This window comes from Actinoplanes sp. NPDC051851 (genome assembly GCF_040681165.1).
Classification (GTDB): Bacteria; Actinomycetota; Actinomycetes; order Mycobacteriales; family Micromonosporaceae; genus Actinoplanes.
In genome coordinates, this window is the sequence record NZ_JBFAYF010000018.1 from 65,824 (window position 1) to 88,041 (window position 22,218).

Consider the following 22,218-nt stretch of genomic DNA (forward strand, 5'->3'; position numbering starts at 1 on the left):
CTGTGAGCAGGTCAGTCCGGGGGCGAGAGTGAACACCGACAAGATCCTTTTGGAGCGACCATGACCGAGAACACCGTCGTCTATCCGGCGCGGGTCATCCACACGATGAACCCCGCCCGGCCCACCGCGACCCACCTCGCGGTCCGGGGCGACCGGATCGTCGCCGTCGGATCCGCCGGCGACATGCCGGCCGGCGCAGACGTCCGGGTCGACACCCGGTTCGCCGGCGACGTGCTCTGCCCCGGCTTCGTCGAGGCGCACGGCCACGTGATGACCGGCGCCCTGTGGCAGTACACCTACACCGGCTTCTACCCCCGGCGCTCCCCGACCGGCGACCGGTTGCCCGGCTACCCGACGATCGACGCGGTCATCGCCCTGCTCAGCGAGGCCGACGCGGCGATGACCGACCCGGGCGAGCCGCTCTACGCCTGGGGCTTCGACCCGCTCTTCCTCGACGGCCCCCGGCTGAGCGCCGCCGACCTCGACCGGGTCTCCCGGACCCGGCCGATCTTCGTGCTGCACGCCAGCCACCACGCGGCCACCGTCAACGGCGCACTGATGACCGCGGACGGCATCGGGCCCGGCACCGGCGTCGAGGGCGTCGTCCGGGACGGGACCGGCGCGCTCACCGGTGAGCTGCGGGAGTCGGCGGCCATGCAGCTCGCGCTCAGCGCCTACGGCATGCGCATCGGCGCCGCCGACGAGACCTCGCTTCGCCTGTACGCCGCGGACGCCGCCGGCGCCGGGGTGACCACCGTGACCGACCTGGCCGCCCTCGACGTCTTCACCGCCGACGGCGCCGCCCGCTACTCCCGGACCGTGCACGAGGACGGGTTCCCGGCGCGGATCGTCCCGTTCCAGCTCGGCCAGCTGGCCGGCGCGCGGACCGTCGAGGAGGCCGCCGAGCTGCTGCGGGAGGCCCGCAAACGCAGCGGCGACAGGCTGTGGCTCGGCGGCGTCAAGCTGATCCTGGACGGCTCCATCCAGGGGTTCACCGCACGCCTCCTGCCGCCCGGCTACCTGGATCGCGACGAGAACGGGATCTGGTTCACCGCGCCGGACGAGTTCGAGCGGCTTCTGCGGATCTTCCTGGGCGCCGGGGCGCTGGTCCACGTGCACTGCAACGGCGACGAGGCCACCGAGCTGCTGCTCGACGTCGCCGAACGCGCCCTGGACGATCTCCCGCCCGCCGATCACCGCCTCACCGTGGAGCACTCGCAGCTGACCACACCGGAGCAGTACCGGCGGATGGCCCGGCTCGGGATCGGCGCCAACCTGTTCGTCAACCACATCCGCTACTGGGGCGACCAGCACGCCGACCGGACCGTCGGTCCGGAGCGGGCGGCCCGGATGAACGCCGCCGCCAGCGCGCTGCGGGCGGGCGTCACCGTCTCGCTGCACTCGGACACCCCGGTCACCCCGATGAACCCGCTCGCCACCATCGCCATCGCGGCGACCCGGCGCACCGCCTCCGGGCGCGTCCTCGGCCTCGAGGAGGCGCTCACCGTCGCCGAAGGACTCGAAGCCGTCACCCTCGGGGCCGCCCGGCTGCTGAAGGCCGAGGACCGGATCGGCAGCCTCGAACCCGGCAAACTCGCCGACCTGGTGGCGCTCGCCGCCGACCCGCTGGACGTCGCGGACCCCGCCGACGTCGAACACATCGCGGTCCGCGCCACCGTGGTCGGCGGCCGCGTCCACCCCCGCAGAGAAGGATCATCATGACCTCACCGACCGCCGTCGTCACCGGCGCCTCCAGCGGCATCGGCCGCGCGACCGCGCTGCGCCTGGCCGCCGACGGCTACCGGGTGATCGCCGGCGCCCGCCGCCGCACGCTCCTCGACGAGCTCGCCGCGACCGACGGCATCGAGTGCCACCCGCTCGACGTCACCGACCAGGGCTCGGTGGACGCCTTCGCCGCCGCCGTGGACCGCTGCGACGTCCTGGTCAACAACGCCGGCGGCGCGATCGGCGCCGACCCGATCGCCGTGGCGGACGTCGGCGCCTGGCAGGCGATGTACGACGTCAACGTGCTCGGCACGCTGCGCCTCACCAAGGCGCTGCTGCCGCTGCTGATCGCCTCCGGCGACGGGCAGGTCGTCACGATCGGCTCGATCGCCGCCCGCGAGCCGTACCGCGGCGGCGGGGGCTACAACGCCGCCAAGCACGCGGTCGCCGCGCTGACCCGGGTGCTCCGCATCGAGCTGCTGGGACAGCCCGTCCGGGTCTCGGAGATCGACCCCGGCATGGTGGAGACCGAGTTCAGCGTCAACCGGTTCGGCGGCGACACCGAGGCGGCGGCCCGCGTCTATGCCGGGATGACGCCGTTGCGGGCCGAGGACATCGCCGACGCGGTGACCTGGGTCGTCCGGCGGCCGTCGCACGTCAACATCGACACCATGCTCATCCTCGCGCGGGATCAGACGTCCGCGCAGGTCGTACACCGAGGAGAGACCCTATGAACCGCATGCGGGACAAGACCGCCGTCATCACCGGGGCCGGGAGCGGCATCGGCCGCGCCGCGGCCGAGCTGATGAGCGCCGAGGGCGCCCGGGTCGTGGTCGCCGACCACGACGCGCGGGCCGCCGAGGAGACCGCCGCCGCGATCACCGCCGCCGGGGGCGTCGCGATGGCGGTCACCGTCGACGTCATGAACGAAGACTCGATCGCCGACATGATCGGCGCGACGGTCCGCGAGTTCGGTGGCCCGCACGTGCTCTGCAACCACGTCGGCGGCACCGATCCGCGCGCCGACCTGGATCTGCTCCGGATGGACATGGCCGAATTCGATCGCGCGGTCGGCCTCAACGTGCGCAGCACCCTGCTCGGCTGCCGGCACGCGATCCCGCACATGATCCGCGCCGGCGGCGGGTCCATCGTCAACACCGCCTCGGTGGCCGCGCTCGTCGGCGACGTCACGCAGATCTCGTACGGCGCCGTGAAGGCCGCCGTCGTCAACCTCACCAAGTCGATCGCCACCCAGTACGGGCCGGACCGGATCCGCTGTAACGCCATCGCGCCCGGGGCGGTCATGACCCCCGCGCTGGAGCGGAACCTGCCATCGTCGGTCGTCGACAGCCTGCGGGACGGCAACGCCCTGCCCTACCTCGGCGCCCCCGAGGACATCGCCCACGCGATGGTCTTCCTCGGCTCGGACGAGTCGCGCTACCTCACCGGCCAGCTCCTCGTGGTGGACGGCGGCATGACCATGCGCTCCCCGATCGCGGCCGGGCGGCGCGCCATGCTCCCACCGGCGTCAGACGGGCCGGGACATCAGCTCCCGGACCAGGGCACGCTGCTCGTCGAGTGACCGGAGCCCTCGCTCCGCCGCGCCCCTGACCTGATCGGACGTCGCTCGTTCCGGGCCCAGCAGCGCGGTCACGGCAGCCGCCAGAACATCCGCTGCGTCCGGTTTGACAATGATAAATCCGGATATAAGGGCTTGTAACGCCAGAGCCTGATCCGGCAGCGCCCAGTCCGTCCCGGCCAGGTCATGATCACGCCAGATCGGCAGCAGCTGGTGCATGACCGCGACCGGGCCGAGCGCTTCGAGGAGGCTCGCCGACCGAGGATCCTCGATCAGGACCCCGAGCAGCTCCGCGTCGTTGACCTGCAGCGCGCTGACATACGGGTGCTCGGCCGACATCCGCAGCATGTTCGGGCACATGCGGGACGGTCGCGCCAGCTCCGGGTCGTCGGTGACCGCCGCCGTGATCTCGTCCGCCAGCGCCAGGAAGTCGCGGCAGACCAGGTCGAGGAGCAGGTCCTCCTTCGTCTTCCAGTACAGGTAGACGGTGCCCTTGCCGATGTGCGCCCTGCGGGCCACGTCGGCGATGGTCACGCCCCGGCTGCCGCGGCCGAGCAACAGCTCGCCCGCGGCGGCCAGGATCCGGGTCGCCTTGGGTGCGGCGGTCTCAGGCAACGCGTCTCTCCTCACGGGGTGGGCGGCCCATGATCTCACCCACGACGTCCGCTGTCTTGTACTTGACCACGTCGTCGACCCGCATGATCCGGTCGGTCAGCCGCTTGCCGAGGCGGGTGCGCCCCAGCTTCGGGATGACCCTCCGCAGCATGATCTGCGCCCGGTTGTCGACCACGAAGATCCGCCGGTCGCCGGGCGCGTTCTCCTGGTAGTGCCCGATGTAGGGCCGCAGACCATCCTCCCACTCGGTCAGCACGCCCTCCAGGTCACCGGGCCGGCGTTCGAGCAGCGTGCCGAGCAGGTCGACGGCCATCAGCGCCGAGGAGACGCCCATCCCGGCGAAGAGCGTCACGCACCACGCGGCGTCACCGAGCAGCACCACCCTGCCCCGGTGCCAGCTCTCCACATGGGCCTGCTCCGCCGAGTCGAAGAGCAGCGCGTCGGCGTTCTCCATCTCGTCGAGGACCGCGCCGAGCGTGCTGCCGGCCGGCTGCGGCCCGAACGCCGCGCGCACGCTCTCCACCGGCGTCCGGCCGAACTCGGCGTCCACGTCGTCGGTCCGGTAGCTGAGCAGGATCGTCGGGTCGTGGTCGGCGAACGCGAACACCCACATCGACCGGTCGGGCTCCAGCAGCGTCGCCGCCTGCCCCGGCGCCAGCCCCGGCGGCGTACCCCGGAATCCGAAGGCCGCAACCATGTAGCCGAGACGCCGGAGATATCGCTCATGCTTTCCAAAAGCCAGTTCCCGTACGGTGGACCGCAGCCCGTCCGCGCCCACGACCAGGTCGAACCGCTCGGTCACGGTCTCTCCGGTGCCCGTGTCCAGCAGCGTGACGTCCACCCCGCCGGCGTCCTGTTCGATCGCGGTCGGCGTGGTCGAGTACCGCACCTCCACGTCGTCGGGGAGCGTCGCGAAGGCCGCCTGCTCCACGTCACCACGCAGCACCAGCCAGGGCTTGCCGGGCATGTCGGCGTAGCTCATCCCGGGCCGGGTGGTGCCGTCCCGGTCCATGTCGACGCCGGGCAGCACCGAGGCCCGGTCGTGCAGGTGCTCCAGGATCCCGAGACGCTCCGCCGCGGCGTGCCCGGCCCCGAAGAGCGCCACGAAATACCCACCGGTGCGCCGCTCCGCCGCCCGCTCCACGATCACCGGCGCCCACCCGGCGCGTCGCAGCCGCGCCGCCGCCGCGATCCCGGCGACACCCATCCCGACCACGAGCACTCGCTGATTCCCACTCATGTCCCGAGCATACTGACCCAATCAGTCATTTGGTCAGTCAGGCGGCATGCGGCCCGCCCGTTAGGTCGCGGTAGTGTTGGCCGCATCGACGACGGTGTTGTGGCCAGGCTGGAATGGTGGGCGAACAGCTCATTCATGATCGGCCCGTTCCGCGTGGTCATCGCGGACGTCGCGTCCGGAAAGCTGTGCGATCCGGCGCAGCTGGAGGACCTCCGGCAGACCCACGACCTCGATCCGGCGTTCACCCTGCGTTTCGCGGACGACAGCACGATCGAGGTTGTCGTCGGGCGGCCCGGCGACGACGGCGGTTTCACGCTCACCGCGCTGGACGACAACGCCACCGGCGACTTCGCCGAGACGGAGGACGTCGCCCTCACCACATCATGGCTCACCGCGAACGGTTTCACCCACGTCCAGTCCACGTCGAGCACCGGCGGCAACGGCAGCCGCTGGTTCGCCCGCGACGACGGGTGGGAGGTCCGCTACCAGTGCGTCCTCGGCGTCTGGACACTGGAGCTGAAGCCACCGGGCGCCACCTACGCCGACTTCACCCGCCTGCGGACCCGCACCGGCGAACCGTGCTGGCACCACGAGCTCCCGGACCTGATCAATGGCTTCGCCGGCTGACGCGACGTGGGCGGTGCCGGGCACTCCATCCCGGCACCGCCCACAGTGTCAGAGTGCGGCCCGATCCAGGCTTCGAGGATCATCGTGCGCCTGATAGCGGGCGTACAGGTCGCCACGCGCCGCCCGACGCCAGGGGCGGGCGAGGTTCTCGGCGGTCAGGTCCAGGTCGGCGACGGCGATGGCGGAGGCCGGTGACGACGGGCAGCGGGTCAGCCAGTCGCCGTGCGGGGTGACGATGCCGGACGGGGCGTTCGGGGCGTCCTGGGCGGTGGTCGCGTAGCTCACCCAGAAGCTGTTGGCGGCGGCGAGAGCCTGGGCCTGCAGCGCGAACGGGGCGTTGTTCACCGGTGTGCCGGGGCCGTGCGTGGAGAAGAGCACGACGTCGACGTCGAGACGTTCGTACTCCAGAAAGAGCTCGGGGAAAGCGGCCTCCATGCCGATGGCGCAGCCGAGGCGGATGCCGTCGACGGTGAAGGTGACCGGCGACGAGCCGGGGGTGTACATGTGGCTGACCTTGGTGTTCGAGAGCATCCGCTCGTCGTAGCGGGTGGTGACGGTGCCGTCGTCGGCGATGACGAAGAGGCTCAGGTGCGGGCGGCGCGGGGCGGTCAGCGGGTGGATCGAGCCGAGGACCGTCCAGAGCCGCAGCTCGGCGGCGAGGGTGGCGATGGACCTCAGCTCCGCGGCGAGCGTCGGCCAGTCGGCGCGGGACCAGTCCGCCGGGCCGATCTCGTCCGGGCCGGTGGACGACATGATGCGCTTGTCGGGGCAGGCCAGCGCCCCCTCGGGCAGGTGCAGCAGGCGCGCCCCGGCCCGGTGGGCCTCGCGCATCAGGGCGCGGATCCGGTGGCCGCTCTCCCGCAACGCGGCGGTGTCGCCCGGGTCGGGGACGACAGTGAGCTGGGCGACGGCGAGTCGCAGGGTGGTGTGCTCCGGCATCGGTTCTCCTCGCGGAGTCGTGCGGAAGTGCCGCAGCGCAGCGGTGTAGGACTCACCGGTCTTGGCGGCGCGCGCACGCACCCGCCGTTTGAGATTCCTGTTGGCTGTCATCAGGCCCTCCGCTTGTCCCGTGCGTCGATCCCCCGCGCGATCAGGACGTCCGGAACCAGCGAACAGCGACAGCGACCCGAGACGAGGAGTCCCTTTGCCTCCGTGGAAGACCGTGCGGCGGGGACGGTCGTGGAGGTTCGGCGTGGGCCACGCCGAACGCACGGTATCAGACGGCGTTCTTCTAGTGACAGAGGGCGAGCACCTTCAGTTCGGCGACGCAGCAGGTCGAGATGGTGAGCATGATGGCGAGGAAGCCGCGGGCGACGGTCCAGCCCGTACCGCGGCCGCTCCGGGTGCTCGGGAGGAACTGCTCCACGATCACCGTGGAGAGCCAGAGGAGCAGGATCAGCGGGTAGAACAGGTCCCACCGGTCGTCACTGAACGCGGTGCCGTTGCCGTTGCCGCCGTAGTTGGAACAGCCCGTCCGGTCGGTCGCGGGGTGGAGTATCACCGTCAACAACGCGATCAGGACGCCGCCCAGCAGCAGCGCCCGGAAGCCCGCCAGGCGGGATCGGCGCTCGGATCGGGTGGGGCGCTCGCCCTCGAAGAAGAAGATCGTCGGCTCCCGGTGTCGTGGTGCGGTAGCCGCCGATGAAAGCACATGTGATCAACGGACCGGAACGTCAATGGAGATACGTCAGGGTGACCGGGCCGAGGAGGCCGTAAGCCTGGCGGGTGGCGATGCCGAAGACCGTGGGGTTCGTGGTGCGCAGGCGGTTGAGCAGCGTCGTCGCCACCTCGACCTCGATGGTGTTGGGGCCCGGGCACAGGTGCAGGTCGGCGGTCGGCTGGAGGACGTCGATCGGGGGCAGCGGGTGGCCGTTCAGCCGGACGCGGCAGGTGTCGACGACCTTTCCGAGCGTGAGCAGGGCGCGAGCCGCGTGGGTGGAGACCACCGTGGTGCGATAACGGCCGATTCCGGAGACGTCTTCCAGCTCGGGTACGGCGGACCAGGGCGGCAGTCCGGTCAACGAGAGGTGGTGGGTGGTCACGCCGTCCGGGCGCCAGTCCTCGACGTCGAGATCCCAATCGGTCAACGTCAGCGAGTCGCCCGGTGTCCAGTCAGGGAGGTCGAGGCTGTCGTGGCCGAAAGTGAGGAGCTGGGACTGGCCGGGCTGGAGCGTGACCCGGAGGGAGACCCGGTCGCCGTCGCGGGTGAAAGCGATTCCCTGGCGCGCGCCGGTCCAGGCGTTGAGAACCGTCGGAATGGTGGTGCGGGATGTCGTCGTCAGGCGGATCTCCTGATCGATCGCGGCAATCGTGCGGTTCTCCGCGTGGCGGGCATTGGCCAGGTAGTAGTGGTCGACGTCGCCCTCGACGCGGCGGACCGTCATCAAGGACGAGCGCTCGTATTCCACGTCGCGCCGCACGCCGAGCGATTCCAGGGCCGCCGGGATGCCGGTCTGGTCGGTGACGACACGCACGGACGGCTGCGCCAGCAACGCCTCGATGATGGGTTTCAGCGGAGCGGGATGGACGTCCGACCAATCACCGATCACGATCGTCGGCAGGCCCGATTCGGCGAATTCCAGCAGGAGCCGGGCCGCTTTCGGGGAGAGCGTGTGGTCCTTGTTCCGGAACGCGTCGCCGTCGAGGATCAGCGCCTTGTAGCGCGGCGGGCCCAGGCGTCCGCCACGGATCTTCGCCGCGGGTAGCGATAAGGACGCCTCGTCGACGAAACCGTGGGTCCAGCCGATCGGGATGCCGTCATTCGTCGCCCAGGGGGCGCCGATACCGGTCGCGGTCCAACCCTTCTGCCGGAAGAAGGCCAGGTCAGCACGGGCGGTTCCGCTTTGGAGCAGTTCTTGGGTACGCCGGAAGAAGGCCGCGACGTCGGGCACATGCCGCCACGTGGGTTGCCGTGGGCCCCAGGCTTCCGCGTACCCGATACCGGTGCCGTTGTAGGGCGAGAACGGCGCGAAACCGGGCCACGCGGCTCCCGGTGCGTCCCGGTAGGCGAATCCGTGCAGCACCGCCTGATTGACCCCGCCGGCGAAGACGCTGCCCATCGTCTGCAGCACCTTGTTCCAGGTCGTGCTGTAGGCGCCGTTCGCATAGGCGGCCGCCTCGCACGACAGGATCCGTTTCCCGGCCATGTCGCGGGCGGCGGCCAGCACGCGGAAATCGTCCAGGTTCTTGAAACCGAGCGACTCCCCTTCCGGCACGTCCAGCACCGTCGCGCTGCGGATCGCGTCGGTCGCGAGCCCGTAGGGCTGTGCGCGCAACCGGAGCCCGATGCCGTGGGCGAAGTCGCGCAGCGGAATCAGGTGGTGCTCGTGGTACAGATCGGACAGCACCTGGTTGAAACTGTCGCGCGCGTGGTTCGTGGCGTCACCGTCGTACGCGAAAAGGAATTTGCCTTTGGGCTGGAGAAGGATCGGCAGCAACGGCAGGATGTCGGTGCCGGTCCGGCGGGCGAACGCGGCGGGCAGCGCGGGCGTCCAGATCGTCCAGTCCGACTCGATCTCCAGGGAGTCCTCGAACAGATCACCGCCCGCGGTGTGCAGAAGCCGCCGGATCGACGGGGTCAGGACGAGGTCGTGCCAGGTGCCGACGATCGCCCGGACGCCGTCGGGGCCGAAGTGGTCGACCACGTAGGAGGCGGGGTCGGTGTGCGGGCCGCCCTCCGGCTGCTGGCCCGAGCCCTGGACACGGTAGGTGAGGAGCAGCCAGTCGCCCTCCGGCACGGTGACCTCGACCCGGCCACCCACCGGGGTCAGTGTCCGCACCGAGGCCGGGTCGAGCACACCGGTCGCGACGAGCCGGGCGATCTGGACCGCGAAGACGTCCGCCGCGATCGGCGCGGTGATCCCGCCGGTGAACGCGGTGACCGTGTGGACCAGCTCCTTCGCGGCGGCCGGGTCGTCCGGGGTGATCCCCGGGACGGCGGCGGGCCAGCTCGGGCCTACCGCTATATCGACCTTTATCCCCCTTTTTCGGGCCTACCGCAGCGCGGACTCGACCGCATCCCGCCACGGAGCGGTCCCCCACCCGTGACCGGCCGGGTCGAGACCCTCGCGCACGCTGTGGTGCACGTCCTGGATCTCCACCCCGGCGAATCCGGCATCCGCGATCTGGTCGATCTCCCGGGCGATCTCGGCGGGGTCGACGAGCCCGTGCGGCCACCACCAGCGGAACTTCGCCCCGGTCGCCGCGCCGGCGCCGCTGGTGGTGGCGGCGGCTTCGGTGGTGGCCGCGGCTTCGGTGGCGGTGGCGGCTTCGGCGGGCATCGCGGGCCAGGGCAGGGCGGCCGCCGCGGCGAAGGAGAGGACGGTCCGGCGCTTCACACAGCCTCCAGGCAGGATTCGGCTTCTACATGAACTAAGTCGACGCAGGCAGCTGCTCTAATGAAACGTTTTAGAGTGCCGTCCCGTCAATAGTGTTCGATGCCTGCCCCGGCGGCGCCTAGGATCTCGGCATGAACCACATCTCACTGCCTGACGGCCGGGTCCTCGAATACGTGGTCGAGGGACCGGACACCGGTCTGCCGCTGGTCTACCACCACGGCACGCCGGGCAGCGCCGAACCGCTCGCGCCGCTCTCGCGGGCCGCCGCGAAACACGGGCTGCGACTGATCGTCGCCACCCGTGCCGGATACGGGCCGTCCACAGCGCACCCCGGGCGCACCGTCGGTGACGTGGCCGCCGACACCGCCGCGCTGCTCGACGCGCTCGGTGCCGGCACCTTCGTCACCGCCGGGCACTCCGGCGGCGGCCCGCACGCGCTCGCCTGCGCCGCCCTGCTGCCCGAGCGCTGCCTGGGCGCGGCGACGATCGCGGGCGTCGCACCGTACGGGAAACCGGATCTTGATTTTCTCGACGGCATGGCCCCGGAGAACGTGACCGAGTTCGGTGCGGCGCTGACCGGGCCGGAGGAGCTGAGCGCGTTCCTCGTCCCGGAGGCCGCGGGGCTGGCCCGGGTGCGGCCCGAGGAGATCGTCGCTGCGATGGGCGAGCTGGTCACCGACGTGGACAGGGCCGCCCTGACCGGCGAGAACCTGGACCATCTGGTGCGCACCTTCCACCACGCGCTCGCGGCGGGCATCGCCGGATGGCGCGACGACGACCTGGCCTTCGTCCGCGATTGGGGATTCTCGCCCGGCGACATCCGGGTGCCGGTCACGGTCTGGCAGGGCGCCCGGGACGCGATGGTCCCGCCCGCGCACGGCCGCTGGCTCGGCGCGCACATCCCGGGCGCGACGCTCCGTTTCGAACCCGCCGAGGGCCACCTCTCCCTCTGGAACCACCTCGACGACATCCTCGCCGGCCTGCTACCGCAGCCGTGATCCCACGTCGAGCACGGCGGCGGCGACCGCGTCCAGCGGCCCGGACGCGTCGATGATCGTGGCGCCCCGGGCCGCGTAGAGCTCCCGGGTCCGGGGATTCCACTCCAGCGCTGCGGCGAGCTCCTCCGGGTGCCGGCCGAAGCTGTTCGTCGTCCGCGTCGCGAGCCGGTGCCGGAGGGTCTCCTCGTCGATCACCAGGCACACGACGCGGTCGACGAGATCGAGGACCGCCGCCTCGTTCTCCGCCGAGCCGCAGAGGAAGGCCACACCGGATCGGTGCTACCGGGCGAGTGCCGCGACCCGGTCCCGGTCGATCGCCCACCCGTACCGGTGGAGCCACCCCTGCGGAACCGGATCCGGCGGATCCACCACCGGCTCACCACTACCCCGATCGAACCAGCGGCTGAACCCGTCCTCGTCGGCGTCGACCGCGGCGTGGCCCCGCGCGCGCAGCATCCCGCACACGGTCGACTTGCCGGCCCCGGAATTGCCCGTCACCCACACCAGCACCGGACCGGCTCCTACCGGGTCAGCCGATTCGCCAGGTGCGGGGCGATCGCCGCCGCGGCGCCGTGGCCGGGCAGCCAGGAGCAGGCGAGGCCCACGGCCGCGACCCGGCCGGTGTCCAGCAGCGACCGCAGCGCGGCGCCGACCCGCGCGGCGGAGGGGCCGCCCGGGGTCGGAAAACGTATGCCCGGCACGTCGGCCGGCCGGATGACGTCCATGTCGATGTGGACGTAGAGCGGACCGTCCGGCAGCCCGGCCGCGGTCAGATCCGCGACCTCGCAGCGGCGGATGGCCGCGGTGTCCAGGTAGGCGGCCTCGGGCGGGTCCAGATCCCGCGCCCCGACCAGCAGCATCTCCCGCTCCGGTACGGCGCGCAGGCCGAGCCGCCCGGCGATCAGCTCGGGCCGGTGGCCGGTCAGCAGGCGCAGCGACATGCCGGCCGGATAGCCGGACGTGCTGGTCTCCGGCGTCTGCACGTCGCCGTGCGCGTCGAACCAGACGATGCCCGGATCGGTGCCCGCCCGCTGGAGCCCGGCCACGGTGCCCAGCGCGGTGAGACAGTCACCGGTCACGACCACCGTCGGGGCGCCACCGTCGCCCGCCACCGCGTCGGCGACGGCCTCGGCGACCGCCTCGGCGACCGCCGAGTACAGCGGGGCGAGCCGCTCCCACGGATCGCCGCCGGCCGTCTCCGCGGTCACCACCACGTCGGGGCGCAGCACGAAGTCCAGATCGGGTAGGTATTCGTCGAGGTGATACGGAACGCCGATCACTGACATCCCGCGACCGTAACAAGACGACGATGCCAGGGGCTACGGCAGATCCGCCCGGAGCCGCAGCCACCGCGCCAGGCGCTCGGCGATTTCCGGGTCGGACACCCGGTCGGCGAGCATGTCGCAGGGTCCGGTCAGGTTTCTCGCCGATCGGAGTGCTCGGATCTCCGGCATCGGCAGTTCACGCCAGTGCGGCGCCCGTGCCGCGGCCACCGCGAACGGGACCTCGATCAGATCCAGGCACCGCCCGACGACGGCATCCACGTCGAAGGGGCCGGCCTCCCCGCCGCCCGCGAGGTGGACCGCGATCACGTAGGCGATCCCGATCGCCGCGTCGTGCTCGCTCAGCGCTCCGTGCTCGGCCGCCTCCTCCGTCGCGATAACCGCGAGCTGGGCGAACGCGGCCCCGTAGGACGCACCGCGGGACTCGTAGAGGCCCAGCTGCGCACGACTGGCGATGCCCCACCAGTAGTACGACGACTCCTCCTCCGGCTCGTGCCGCCGGATCCACTCGCGCATCCCGGCAGGGTCCAGCTCGGCGAGCTCCTGGAACGACTCGTCACCGATCCACATCGTGCGGACAACCTACCCGGTGTGGGGCGGCGTCGACAGGGTGTCGGCGCAGGGCTGGGCTGATGCCGGGATGCGGGCGATGGTGACGGGTCTGGTGGCGATAGCGACCTGCCGGAGCTGCGCCGGCGCCTGGAGGTCAGGGCACGCCCGGGTGAGGATGGGGAGCCCGCCGTGGCCGGAGCCGCCTCGGACGCACGGCGAGATCCTCTGGCTGTGTGGCGCGACCGCGGTGGGCAAGTCGACGGTCGGGTGGCCGGTGCCCGGGATCCCGGCGGTCATCGGCTCAAGGCGGCGAACCTCGCCGCGCTCTGGGCCGAGTTCCACCGGCACGGGGCGCAGCGCCTGGTGGTGGTCGGCTCGGTGGAGCGGCACGACCAGGTACGCCGCTACGCCGAGGCGCTTCCCGCCGCCGCGACGGTCCTCTACCGGCTACACGCAACCCCCGGGCAGCTGAACGAACGGATCCGGGATCGCGGAAACGGCGGGAGGGCTACTCCCGGCCGAACCAGCGGGCCGCCGCCGTCCCGACGTCGTCGCGGGCGTCGGTCCAGGCGACGACGCCGTCCGGGCGGACCAGGACTGCGCGGAGACCGAGGTCGTCGACGGCCGGGCCGCAGGCGTAGCGGATGCGCGCCGACCAGGGCTCGGCGGCGTCGCGGAAGAGGGCGGAAGGGGTGAAGTCGAGCAGGACGCCGTGGCCGCTGTGGAGCAGGTCGCCGAGGCGGGTGCCGTCCTTGAGGCGGAAGTCCGGGGCGTTGCGGCCGACGAGGGGGTCGTCGCTGCCCAGGTCGTAGCGGTTCGCCTGGCCGGAGAGCCGCTCGTAGGCGTAGGTGACGCCGTCGCCGGTCGCGAGCAGGTCGCCGACGAAGGCCTGGAGCGCGGCCGCGTGCGGTCCGGGGCTCATCGTCTCGACCTGCGCGCGGGACCAGTTCAGCACCCGGGCGCCGACCGGGTGGCGCTCGCTCTCGTAGGTGTCGAGCAGGCCGTCGGGGGCGTGTCCGCGGACCGTCGCGGCGAGCTTCCAGCCCAGGTTCATCGCGTCGCCGATGCCGAGGTTCAGACCCTGACCGCCGAGCGGTGAGTGGATGTGCGCGGCGTCGCCGGCGAGCAGGATCCTTCCTTTACGGTACGCCGTCGCCTGCACCGACCGATCGGTGAAGGTGGACACCTGATGAAGCTCGGTCAGCGTGACATCCGTCCCGGAGACGTGGCGAAGCACCGACTGGAGGTGCTCGCGGGTCGGCGGGCGGGACCGGTCGAACGCGCCGCCGTCGAAGTCCATCATGCCGACGTGGCCGTCGACGTGCATCCGGAGGTACATGCCGGTCGGCGTCAGGTTGAAGCCGGGGCGCAGTTTATCCAGGTCGGGAATGGTGGCCAGGGCGATGTAGCCGGTGAACCGCGGCGCGGTGCCGACGCGGGAGAAGCCCGCGAGACGCCGGACCGCCCCGCGCCCGCCGTCGCAGCCGACGAGCCAGCGGGCCGGGATCGCGCCGTTCACGAGGACCCCGTCGTCGCGCGGATCGATCTCGGACACCTCGATGCCGTACCGGATCTCGGCGCCGAAGTCGACGGCACGGGCCGCGAGCACCGACTCGACCTGTTCGAGGCTGGTCATCATGCCCTCGAGGGCCGGGCTGGGCAGCCGGTACGGGAGGTCGCCGACGAGCGTGGCGTTCAGCATCATCCCGGCGAAGTGGCCGACGTGCCGGGGGCGTATCGGGGCGTCCACATCGGCGACGCCCATGTCCGCGAGCATGCCGCGGCGGTAGAGCGCCTCGACCGAGGCGGCGGAGAGTCCGCGCATGCCGAGCGGCATGGCCTTGACGGGGGTGGCGGCGGCGGGCTCGCGTTCCAGGACGAGCACGTCGCAGCCGGCCAGGGCGAGTTCGCCGGCGAGGAGGAGTCCGACCGGCCCGGCGCCGGCGATGACGACATCATGCATGGGTGCAGCGTGGCGGTGGCCGCTCGCACGGTGCGCACACGGCGCTGTCACGGTGCGCACGGCGTACCCAAAAAGGGTCTTGAAAAGGCGAGACATCCAGCCTTGCCGATGGTGGGGCGCGCCGCTATGTTAATGAGAAATCACACACGGGACACAGTTGAAACATGCTTGTAGCGCCGCCGCAAGCTGCTTGCCTGTGGCAGCGCCGGGCCTCTCGGCAAGGAGGTAAGCGAATGCAGAATCTCAGCAGGAGACGCGTCCTGACCCTCGGAGCGGCGCTCGGCCTGGCGTCCGTGGCGGATCCGGGCGCGGCGTGGGCGTGGTCCTCGAAGGACTCGATCGCGGCGACCGACACCGTCACCGACCCGTGGAGCGTCTGGGACGACGCCACCGACCCGATGGTCGCGTCCTTCCTGGAGAACGGGCAGATCCCGGCGATCAACACGGCGTTCGAGTCCTGGGTGAACAACGGCGACGCGCTGCCGAGCGCGTTCCCCGCCGAGCTCGTCACCTACCTGCAGACGTACAACAGACTGCCGGCCTGGGCGGACCAGACCAAGCTGGCCCGCGGTGCGCAGTTCAACAAGCGGATGAGCATGTACCTGTTCCTGCTCTACGGGCTGGGCAGCGGGATCATGAGCACGGTCATCCCGCGCGAGGCGCGCAACGTCTACCACTCGGCGGGCGGCGCCGACATGAAGTCCCGGGCGGCCAAGACCTTCACGTACGGGTACGACCTCAGCGCCGCCGATGCCTTCCAGTCCACCGGGCACTTCATCGTCACCTCGAACAAGACGCGGCTCACCCACGCCGCGGTGCGCCACCTGCTCCCGCAGTCCGCGGCCTGGCGCGCGGTCACCGACGACCAGGACTTCATCCCGATCAGCAACGGCGACATCCTGGTCACCTTCCACAGCCTCGGTACGTACGTGCACAGCAAACTGCAGTCCTGGGGCATCCGGATGTCGGCCGCCGAGGAGGAGGCGTACCTGCACATGTGGCAGGTCGCGCTGCACCTGCTCGGCGTCCGCGACGACTTCATCCCGGCGAGCTGGTCGGCCGCGAACCAGCAGTCGGCCTACGTGCTGACGCCGCTGATGGCGCCCACCCCGGAGGGCATCGACCTGGCCGACATCCTGCTCAGCCTCACCTCCGAGGTGGACCTCGGCGTCACCCAGGGCTTCCAGCGCGAGTTCGTCCGGTACGTCCTCAGCGACAAGATCGGCGACTGGTTGAAGCTGCCGCGCGACCTGATCTCCCGCAGCGTGATCGAGCTGGGCTGGCCGGCCTACGTGGCGTTCCGCGAGGGGCTCTCGCCGATCATCCCGACCACGTTCTCGATCTTCGACCAGTTCGTCCGGGCACTCGCCATGCTCTTCCTGAACAACGGGACGTCGACGTCGTACACGCCGATCACGATCCCGACGGGGAATCGTCCCTAGTCAGCGCTTCGAGCACCATCGCGGTGACCGCCTCCCGGTGGCCGGGGGTGTCCTGCCAGCGCAGGGCGCGCCCGGCCTCGACCACCACGCCGAAGCCCGCGTGCACCAGCAGCCGGGCCTGCCGCGGGTCCAGCTCCGGCCGTACCGCGCGCAGCTGCTGCTCCCAGACGGCGATGTGCTCGCGCTGCGCGAGGATCAGCGGCCGCCGCAGGTCGTCCGGCAACCCGGCGATCTCCGCCTCGGCGATGCTGGTCAGCGCGTTCTGCTCGAAGCTGTACGCCACGTACGCCGCCGCGAGCGCGACCAGGCTCTGTCCGTCTCGCTGGCTGCGCTCGACCGCCTGGGCCAGCAGCCCGGCCGCCTGGAGACACGCCGCCACCAGGATGTCCACCTTGCCGGGGTAGTGCCGGTAGATCGCCGACGGCGCGAGCCCGACCGCCTGCGCGATCTGCCCGTTGGTGACGTTCGCGAACCCGTCCCGCGCGAACAGCGGGATCGCCGCCGCCAGGATCTCCGCCCGGCGGGTCCGCGGCACCGGCTGCGCGGGCAGCTCGACCAGGCCCGCGCTGCCCGCCGCCGAGCCCGGTTCGGTCGCGGCCACCCGCATCGCGGACGCCACCAGCATCTCCTCGATCCGCCGCTGCGCCACGGTGGTGTGGTGCATGGTGATCGACCCGATCGCGCCGAGCGCCGCGACGGCCCGCAGCCGCTCGTCCGGCAGCGGGCGCTCCCGGCGCACCACCTCGGTCACCCGGGTCACCACCTGCTCGAACTTCGCCCCCAGCAGCCGCCGGTCGTCCCGGTCGAGGTAGCGCGCCTCCCAGCGGTACAGTCCGCCGGAGGTACGGTGCGCGATGGTCACCCGGGTGAGCGCGCCGAGCACGTCCGGCAGCGCCGCGTCGGCTGGCGCCTCGTCCAGGGCGGCGACCAGGCGGTCCACCATCACGGTGGCGCACTCGGCGAAGAGTGCGTACTTGTTGGGGAAGTGCCGATAGAGCGCCGCCGCGCTGATACCCACCCGGGCGGCGATCTCCTCCATCGAGGCGGCGTGATAACCCCGCCCGCTGAAGACCTGACCGGCCGCCTCCACGATGAGCTGCCTGCGGTTACGCGGCCGCGTGGCCGCGGTCGGCCCGGCGGTCACCGGGTCCCTTGAGCGGACACGGGCGGGCACAGAACCATGAGCACTAGTCAATCACAGGCGCGCCGCAGACCCGCGAGCTCGCCACGCGGCCACGTCCGGCCCGGAATCCGACAGACATCCGCGACGTTTCCCCAGCTCACACATTCAGTGATATCAGTCTCTCTCAGATTACGGGACAGGCGTTGATCGATGACTCAAAGTCAAGGCTAGGCATGGCGAGCGGGCGCCCGGACGTACGGCTCGGTGCGCTGGAGACCCTGGTCGCCACGCTGGTACCCGCCGTGCTGGCCCGGCTCGCCGAGCGGCGCCCCGAACTGCGTACCGGCATCCATCCCTCCACCGACCGGCTCGCCCTGCTCCCGGAGTTCGCCGTCACCGACGCGGTCCGCACCGGAACCCTCGCCGTCCTCGGCCTCCCCCTGCCGTCCCTCACCCTGCGCCTGGTCTGGCAGTCCGCTCGCGAGCAGGACCCCCGGGTACGGGACCTGCTCTACGCCGCCAGCGCCTGACACCGCCCGTTCGACCGCCCGCGACCTACCGCTCGACGATCACGCCCACGATCGGTTCGAGCTCCGCCTCGATCCGCAGCCGCTCGGTCGTGGCCTTCTCCGCAAGCGGCGCATGTCGATCGTCGTCCAGCGCTTGGGCGAATCCACCATTGTCGCCCTCCGGGCCGTCTGACAACGGAAACGCCTGACACCCGTAAAGGGGTTCGCCGTACTCCCTCCGTGCAAGGTCAGCGGGGTGGGAGGCGGCCCTCGGCGGCGGCGGTGAGGCGCTGGGACAGGTTGGCGGGCGGTTTGCCGTGGGCGGCGCGGGTTTCCAGGATCAGTTTGCGGAGCTCGTCGCTGAAGCGGGCGTAGTGCGGGGTCTGGGGGCGTGGGCGACTGGTCTGGATCGCGGTGCGGATGTTCGTGGCGTACGGGCGGGCGTTGGTGATCTCGCGGCGGGTGTAGGTCCGGGTGGTGGCGGCCGCGTAGCCGCCGAGCTGCATGAGGAGGCGCTGGGACGGCTCGGAGGCGAGGAACGTGATCAGCTCGCGGGCCGCGTCGCCGTGCGTGGAGGTGGTGAGGACGGCGAGGTTCTGGCCGCCCAGGACGGCCGGGCCGGGCAGCGGGGTCATCACGATGTCGGCGGCGGCGGCCGACGGGTGCTGGTCGGCGTTCTCGTAGAGGGTGCGGAACGCGGTGGGCCAGTTGCGCATGAACGCAATCCGCTCGGCGCCGAACGCGGCGGTAGTCTGCCCCTCGTGGTAGGTGGTGGACGCCGGGTCGATCACCCGGTCGGTGTCGTTCGCCCGGTCGGTGTCGTTCGCCCGGTCGGTGTCGTTCGCCCGGTCGGTGTCGTTCAGGCCGAACAGGCGGGTCACCGCCTCGCGCCAGACGGCCGGGTCGGTCGGGACGCCGAGCGGTGACAGCGGGGCGCGGCGCTCGTCGGCCACCGCCCAGAGGGCTTCGAGGGCGTTCACCGTCAAGCCCTCGTAGGTCGCCAGTTGTCCGCCGTACGCGAAGGGACTGCTTTTGACGGTTTTGATCTGATTCCAGGTGTAGGTGGTGGGCGTGCTCGTGGGCTTGCGGCCGAGCAGGCTGTTGCGGGCGAAGAGCATACCGGCGTCGGTGTTGAACGGCAGGCCGTAGAGCGTGCCGTGGTACGAGCAACTGGCCCGGGGTTGCGCCATCAGCGCCTCGTACTCGGTCGTCGGGATCCGGTCGGCGGGCCACGGGGCGATGTAGTGGAACTCGGCGAACTCGGCGAGGGCGGTCACGTCCAGGTTGACGATGTCCGCCGTGACCGGCTTCTCGCCCCTGGCGTACCGCACCATCTCGTCGTGCTGCGCGTCGGCGTCGCCGGGGACCTGCTGGATCCGGGCCGGTGTGGCGGGATGGGACTCGTTCCACAGGTCGAGGAGGGCCTGCCGGGCACCCGCGGCGCCCTCCTCGGCACCGCTGACGATCACCAGCGTGGCCGGGGTCTCCTCCGGGTCCATCGTGGCCGGGACCGTGGTGCCGAGCAGCGCGCCGGCCGTGAGTCCGATCGGGATCAGCAGCCACGGACTGCGCCAGGTCAGGGTGAATCGACGGACGCTCATGGTCCTCCTATTGCCAGAGTCGCTTGATCTGCTCGCCGACACTCTCCGGGGGCAGGCCGAGGCAGTCGCCGTACACCCTGGTCAGCGTGGCGAGGTCGGGGTCCGGGCAGCCCTGCGAGCCCACGTTGACGATCACCAGCCGTACATCGCCGCCGGTCAGCCGCGGAAGCTCGCCCCCGACGGTGTCGTCGCCGTCGGTGAGCACCACGAGGATGCGGTGCCGGTCGGTGCCGCCGCCCTCCTCGCGCAGGGCCTTCACCCCGTCGGCGATGGCCCGGTACAGGGGTGTGTCACCGCCGGGCAGGTGGGTCCGTGCCCGGGCGGCCGCCTTCCGGGCGTGACCGGCATCGATCGGGGGCGCCACCACCTCGTCGACGTCGCCGGGGATCGCCGTCGAGAAGACGGTCAGGCCGAAGGTGTCCCGGGGGCCCATCTCCTTCAACGCCGCGTCGATGCCGTCGAGCGCGGTCGCGAACCGGGTCCGGTCGCCGTTCATCGCCGCCATCGAGCCCGAGCCGTCGATGGCGACCAGGATCGTCGCGGGCTTGCGAGCCTTCCGGTACGCCGCCTCGGCCCGCTCGAGGTCAGCGACGGTGGCCGTGAACCCGGTCCACGGCCGCCAGTCGTCCAGCACCCCATTGCCGCTGAGCATCATGGTGGACCGCGGGCGCAAGCCGTGCCCGGCGAGCGCGACAGCGCCCCGGCGGGAGCGGAGCCAGGCGGTGAAACCGTGGACGGTACGGAGCACGCGGCCGCTCTGCGGCGCCGGCCAGCGCGGCTCGACCATCGGGTAGTCCAGCCACCGGGTGTCTCCGGGGTAGAGCGGGTGGATCAGGCGGGCCCGCGTGGCGGTGGCGCGCTCCGCGTTGTACCGGAACACCCGCCACTCCGCGACGATCGGCCGGGTGCCGTCCGTGGCGCCGAGCAGCCCGGCGACGTCGGGCGCGCCGATCCCCTGCCCGGCCCGGAGCGCGGCGGCGTCCAGCGGCAACTCCACGTCGCTTCGGCCGTCGAACGTGGGCGGTGGCGCCCACGGGTAGAGAGGCACGTCGACCAGGCGGCCGATCGTCGTGGTGTCCGGGTCCGGGCGGACCATCCCCTCCCGATCGGTGAGACGATCGCGCCAGAGCCCGACGCTGCTCGCGACCGGCGGGGCACCCGGCTGACCCGTCGTCGCGAGGACCAGTGGGGAGACCGCGATCGACCAGTCCTCCGGGACGCCGGGGATACGGACGGTCGTGCCGGTGTCCGTGCGCAGGGTGTCCCGGACCCTCTCCATGTCGGCGCCGAGGTCGGCGATCCACACGTCCGGGGGGAGGCCGACGCGGGCCAGCAGCCGGGCGTCGGCGGCGGAGGCGTCGCGCGGGAGCCGCCAGGAGAGTGTGAACGCCCGGGCGGCGTCCTCACGGGAGGCGCCGACGACCGTCACGGTGACGCGCTGGCAGTCTCCGCCGCCACGGGTGGCGTACTCGTAGTCGTCGGCGATCTCGCCGAACATGCCGGCGGCGTCGAGCGGGACCAGCATGCGGATCTCGTCCGGGGGCGCGCAGAGCGGCGGGGACGGTGGGGCGGCGGCCGAGGCTCTCGTCCCGCCGGTGAGGACGAGCAGGCAGAGCAGAGCACCGGCGATCCTGCGCCAGCGGGGGCCGGGGTTGCGGGGGTCGTCGTTGCGGGGGTCGTCGTTGCGCCTTCTTCGCGGGCGGGAAACGAGGGGCGGCTCGCGGGCTACGGGCGGCGAAGGCGACAGGAGTTGAGGCCGGATCGGCTCGGCTGGTGGCGCGACGTAGGGGGACGGGATGCCGCGAGCGAGCGGAGTGCTGCCCACCGGCGGAGTGACGGGCACCGGCGGAGTGCCGCCCGCCGGCGGGGTGCCGGGCACGGGAGGGGTGTTGCGGAAGAGGGCGGCCTCGCCCGCCATGTTGCGGCAGTGCTGCTGGGGGCGGGGCATCCTGCGGCGCTGCATCTCGTCGCGGACGGCGGCGTACAGGGCGCGCATCGTCAGCAACTCCCGGGAGTTCGGGACACCGCTGTCGATCGTGGTCAGCATCCAGCCGGTGAACGCGGTGAACTCGGCGCCCTCCGGAGCCCAGGACGTCTGGGAGGCCGAGCTCGACGTCAGCACGTACAGGCCGTCGATGTCGAGCTGGGCGGTGGCGCGCTGGACCAGGCCGTCCGGGGACATGTGCAGGTGATCGAGCGCGCGGCCGCTGTAGCAGCAGTCCAGGACGACGATCTTGGAGCGGGCGGGACTCTCCAGGATCTGCTCGGCGAACTGGGCGAACCGGACGCTCGTCCACGGCCGCTCGGCGTGCGAGCGGCGCAGTCCGAGGTGGAGCTCGCCGTCCCGGTCGAGCAGGCCGTGGCCGGCGAAGTAGACGAACAGCACGTCGTCGGCGTGGTCGGCCGTCGACCGTACGCTGTCCAGCACCTCGCCCGGGTGGTCCGGGTCCAGGACGGTGCCGCAGTGCGCGGGGTGGAAGCCGGAGAGACCCGGATCGGTCAGGCGCTCGTGCAGGGCGAGGACGTTGCGGGCCACCGCGGGCAGGTCGGGCAGGTCGCCCTCGTCGTAGGTGGCCGTGCCGATGAGCACCGCCCACGATCGGGCGAAGTCGGGGAGCCGCATG

General features: G+C 71.8%; 22 protein-coding genes. 7 read left to right on the top strand and 15 right to left on the bottom strand.

All coding sequences use genetic code 11. The annotated features are described in order from the left end of the window. The first annotated feature begins 60 nt into the window (after positions 1-60). The 3 genes from AB0M08_RS19225 to AB0M08_RS19235 are packed head-to-tail and all read left to right on the top strand — an operon-like array spanning position 61 to position 3,307. On the top strand, positions 61-1,722 hold the full coding sequence (locus AB0M08_RS19225; protein ID WP_364494667.1) for an amidohydrolase: 1,662 nt from the start codon (positions 61-63) through the stop codon (positions 1,720-1,722). Continuing rightward, complete coding sequence (locus AB0M08_RS19230) at positions 1,719-2,459, top strand: SDR family NAD(P)-dependent oxidoreductase (protein ID WP_364494670.1); 741 nt, start codon at positions 1,719-1,721, stop codon at positions 2,457-2,459. Before AB0M08_RS19225 ends, AB0M08_RS19230 begins: the two co-directional genes overlap by 4 nt. Then, complete coding sequence (locus AB0M08_RS19235; protein WP_364494673.1) at positions 2,456-3,307, top strand: SDR family NAD(P)-dependent oxidoreductase; 852 nt, start codon at positions 2,456-2,458, stop codon at positions 3,305-3,307. The genes AB0M08_RS19230 and AB0M08_RS19235 overlap by 4 nt, the downstream gene beginning before the upstream one ends. Here the strand turns inward: AB0M08_RS19235 and AB0M08_RS19240 are convergent. Then, a complete protein-coding gene (locus AB0M08_RS19240; RefSeq protein WP_364494676.1) occupies positions 3,254-3,919 on the bottom strand; it encodes a helix-turn-helix domain-containing protein in 666 nt (221 codons plus the stop codon). The genes AB0M08_RS19235 and AB0M08_RS19240 overlap by 54 nt on opposite strands. Further along, entirely contained in the window at positions 3,912-5,159 is a 1,248-nt protein-coding gene (locus AB0M08_RS19245; RefSeq protein ID WP_364494679.1) for an FAD-dependent monooxygenase, read from the bottom strand. Before AB0M08_RS19245 ends, AB0M08_RS19240 begins: the two co-directional genes overlap by 8 nt. A 135-nt stretch (positions 5,160-5,294) precedes the next feature. On the opposite strand from AB0M08_RS19245, the gene AB0M08_RS19250 reads away from it, so the two are divergent. After that, complete coding sequence (locus AB0M08_RS19250; protein WP_364494682.1) at positions 5,295-5,786, top strand: hypothetical protein; 492 nt, start codon at positions 5,295-5,297, stop codon at positions 5,784-5,786. A 48-nt stretch (positions 5,787-5,834) separates the two neighbouring features. Here the strand turns inward: AB0M08_RS19250 and AB0M08_RS19255 are convergent, their stop codons facing one another. The 4 genes from AB0M08_RS19255 to AB0M08_RS19270 all read right to left on the bottom strand — a co-directional run bounded on the left by AB0M08_RS19255 (position 5,835) and on the right by AB0M08_RS19270 (position 10,123). Continuing rightward, the gene (locus tag AB0M08_RS19255) at positions 5,835-6,836 is read right to left on the bottom strand and encodes a carbon-nitrogen hydrolase family protein (protein ID WP_364494685.1); all 1,002 of its coding nucleotides are present in this window, start codon (positions 6,834-6,836) and stop codon (positions 5,835-5,837) included. A 181-nt stretch (positions 6,837-7,017) separates the two neighbouring features. After that, on the bottom strand, positions 7,018-7,437 hold the full coding sequence (locus AB0M08_RS19260) for a hypothetical protein (protein WP_364494688.1): 420 nt from the start codon (positions 7,435-7,437) through the stop codon (positions 7,018-7,020). Positions 7,438-7,459: 22 nt separating this feature from the next. Beyond that, entirely contained in the window at positions 7,460-9,565 is a 2,106-nt protein-coding gene (locus AB0M08_RS19265) for a glycosyl hydrolase (protein ID WP_364494691.1), read from the bottom strand. A 213-nt stretch (positions 9,566-9,778) separates the two neighbouring features. Beyond that, complete coding sequence (locus AB0M08_RS19270) at positions 9,779-10,123, bottom strand: hypothetical protein (protein WP_364494694.1); 345 nt, start codon at positions 10,121-10,123, stop codon at positions 9,779-9,781. A gap of 131 nt (positions 10,124-10,254) precedes the next feature. Between AB0M08_RS19270 and AB0M08_RS19275 the strand changes: the two genes are divergently transcribed. Continuing rightward, entirely contained in the window at positions 10,255-11,121 is an 867-nt protein-coding gene (locus tag AB0M08_RS19275) for an alpha/beta hydrolase (protein WP_364494697.1), read from the top strand. Here the strand turns inward: AB0M08_RS19275 and AB0M08_RS19280 are convergent. From AB0M08_RS19280 to AB0M08_RS19300, 5 genes are all read right to left on the bottom strand, one after another. Further along, a complete protein-coding gene (locus tag AB0M08_RS19280) occupies positions 11,107-11,388 on the bottom strand; it encodes a hypothetical protein (RefSeq protein ID WP_364494700.1) in 282 nt (93 codons plus the stop codon). The genes AB0M08_RS19275 and AB0M08_RS19280 overlap by 15 nt on opposite strands. Before the next feature lie 12 nt (positions 11,389-11,400). Beyond that, complete coding sequence (locus tag AB0M08_RS19285; RefSeq protein WP_364494702.1) at positions 11,401-11,619, bottom strand: hypothetical protein; 219 nt, start codon at positions 11,617-11,619, stop codon at positions 11,401-11,403. Between the two features lie 23 nt (positions 11,620-11,642). Then, on the bottom strand, positions 11,643-12,407 hold the full coding sequence (locus tag AB0M08_RS19290; RefSeq protein ID WP_364494705.1) for an arginase family protein: 765 nt from the start codon (positions 12,405-12,407) through the stop codon (positions 11,643-11,645). A gap of 33 nt (positions 12,408-12,440) precedes the next feature. Beyond that, positions 12,441-12,974, bottom strand: coding sequence for a hypothetical protein (locus tag AB0M08_RS19295; RefSeq protein ID WP_364494708.1), 534 nt, complete (start codon positions 12,972-12,974; stop codon positions 12,441-12,443). Positions 12,975-13,464: 490 nt separating this feature from the next. Further along, complete coding sequence (locus AB0M08_RS19300) at positions 13,465-14,919, bottom strand: FAD-dependent monooxygenase (RefSeq protein ID WP_364494711.1); 1,455 nt, start codon at positions 14,917-14,919, stop codon at positions 13,465-13,467. A 233-nt stretch (positions 14,920-15,152) separates the two neighbouring features. Between AB0M08_RS19300 and AB0M08_RS19305 the strand changes: the two genes are divergently transcribed. Continuing rightward, positions 15,153-16,361, top strand: coding sequence for an oxygenase MpaB family protein (locus AB0M08_RS19305; protein ID WP_364494714.1), 1,209 nt, complete (start codon positions 15,153-15,155; stop codon positions 16,359-16,361). Here AB0M08_RS19305 and AB0M08_RS19310 read toward each other — a convergent pair. Then, positions 16,333-17,451 (bottom strand): TetR/AcrR family transcriptional regulator, encoded by a 1,119-nt coding sequence (locus AB0M08_RS19310; protein ID WP_364494717.1) that lies wholly within the window; start codon positions 17,449-17,451, stop codon positions 16,333-16,335. The two genes, AB0M08_RS19305 and AB0M08_RS19310, sit on opposite strands and share 29 nt — an antisense overlap. A gap of 266 nt (positions 17,452-17,717) precedes the next feature. Here AB0M08_RS19310 and AB0M08_RS19315 point away from each other — a divergent pair, with 266 nt between their 5' ends. Further along, positions 17,718-18,014 carry a hypothetical protein gene (locus AB0M08_RS19315; RefSeq protein WP_364494720.1) on the top strand — a complete coding sequence of 99 codons (297 nt, stop codon included), beginning with the start codon at positions 17,718-17,720 and terminating at the stop codon, positions 18,012-18,014. Positions 18,015-18,039: 25 nt separating this feature from the next. Here the strand turns inward: AB0M08_RS19315 and AB0M08_RS19320 are convergent, their stop codons facing one another. From AB0M08_RS19320 to AB0M08_RS19330, 3 genes are read right to left on the bottom strand one after another with little or no spacing between them, the layout of a single operon-like run. Then, positions 18,040-18,189 carry a hypothetical protein gene (locus tag AB0M08_RS19320; RefSeq protein WP_364494722.1) on the bottom strand — a complete coding sequence of 50 codons (150 nt, stop codon included), beginning with the start codon at positions 18,187-18,189 and terminating at the stop codon, positions 18,040-18,042. A 52-nt stretch (positions 18,190-18,241) separates the two neighbouring features. Beyond that, positions 18,242-19,594 (bottom strand): extracellular solute-binding protein, encoded by a 1,353-nt coding sequence (locus AB0M08_RS19325; protein ID WP_364494725.1) that lies wholly within the window; start codon positions 19,592-19,594, stop codon positions 18,242-18,244. A 7-nt stretch (positions 19,595-19,601) separates the two neighbouring features. Continuing rightward, complete coding sequence (locus AB0M08_RS19330) at positions 19,602-22,217, bottom strand: caspase family protein (RefSeq protein ID WP_364494727.1); 2,616 nt, start codon at positions 22,215-22,217, stop codon at positions 19,602-19,604. Between the last annotated feature and the right edge of the window lies 1 nt (position 22,218).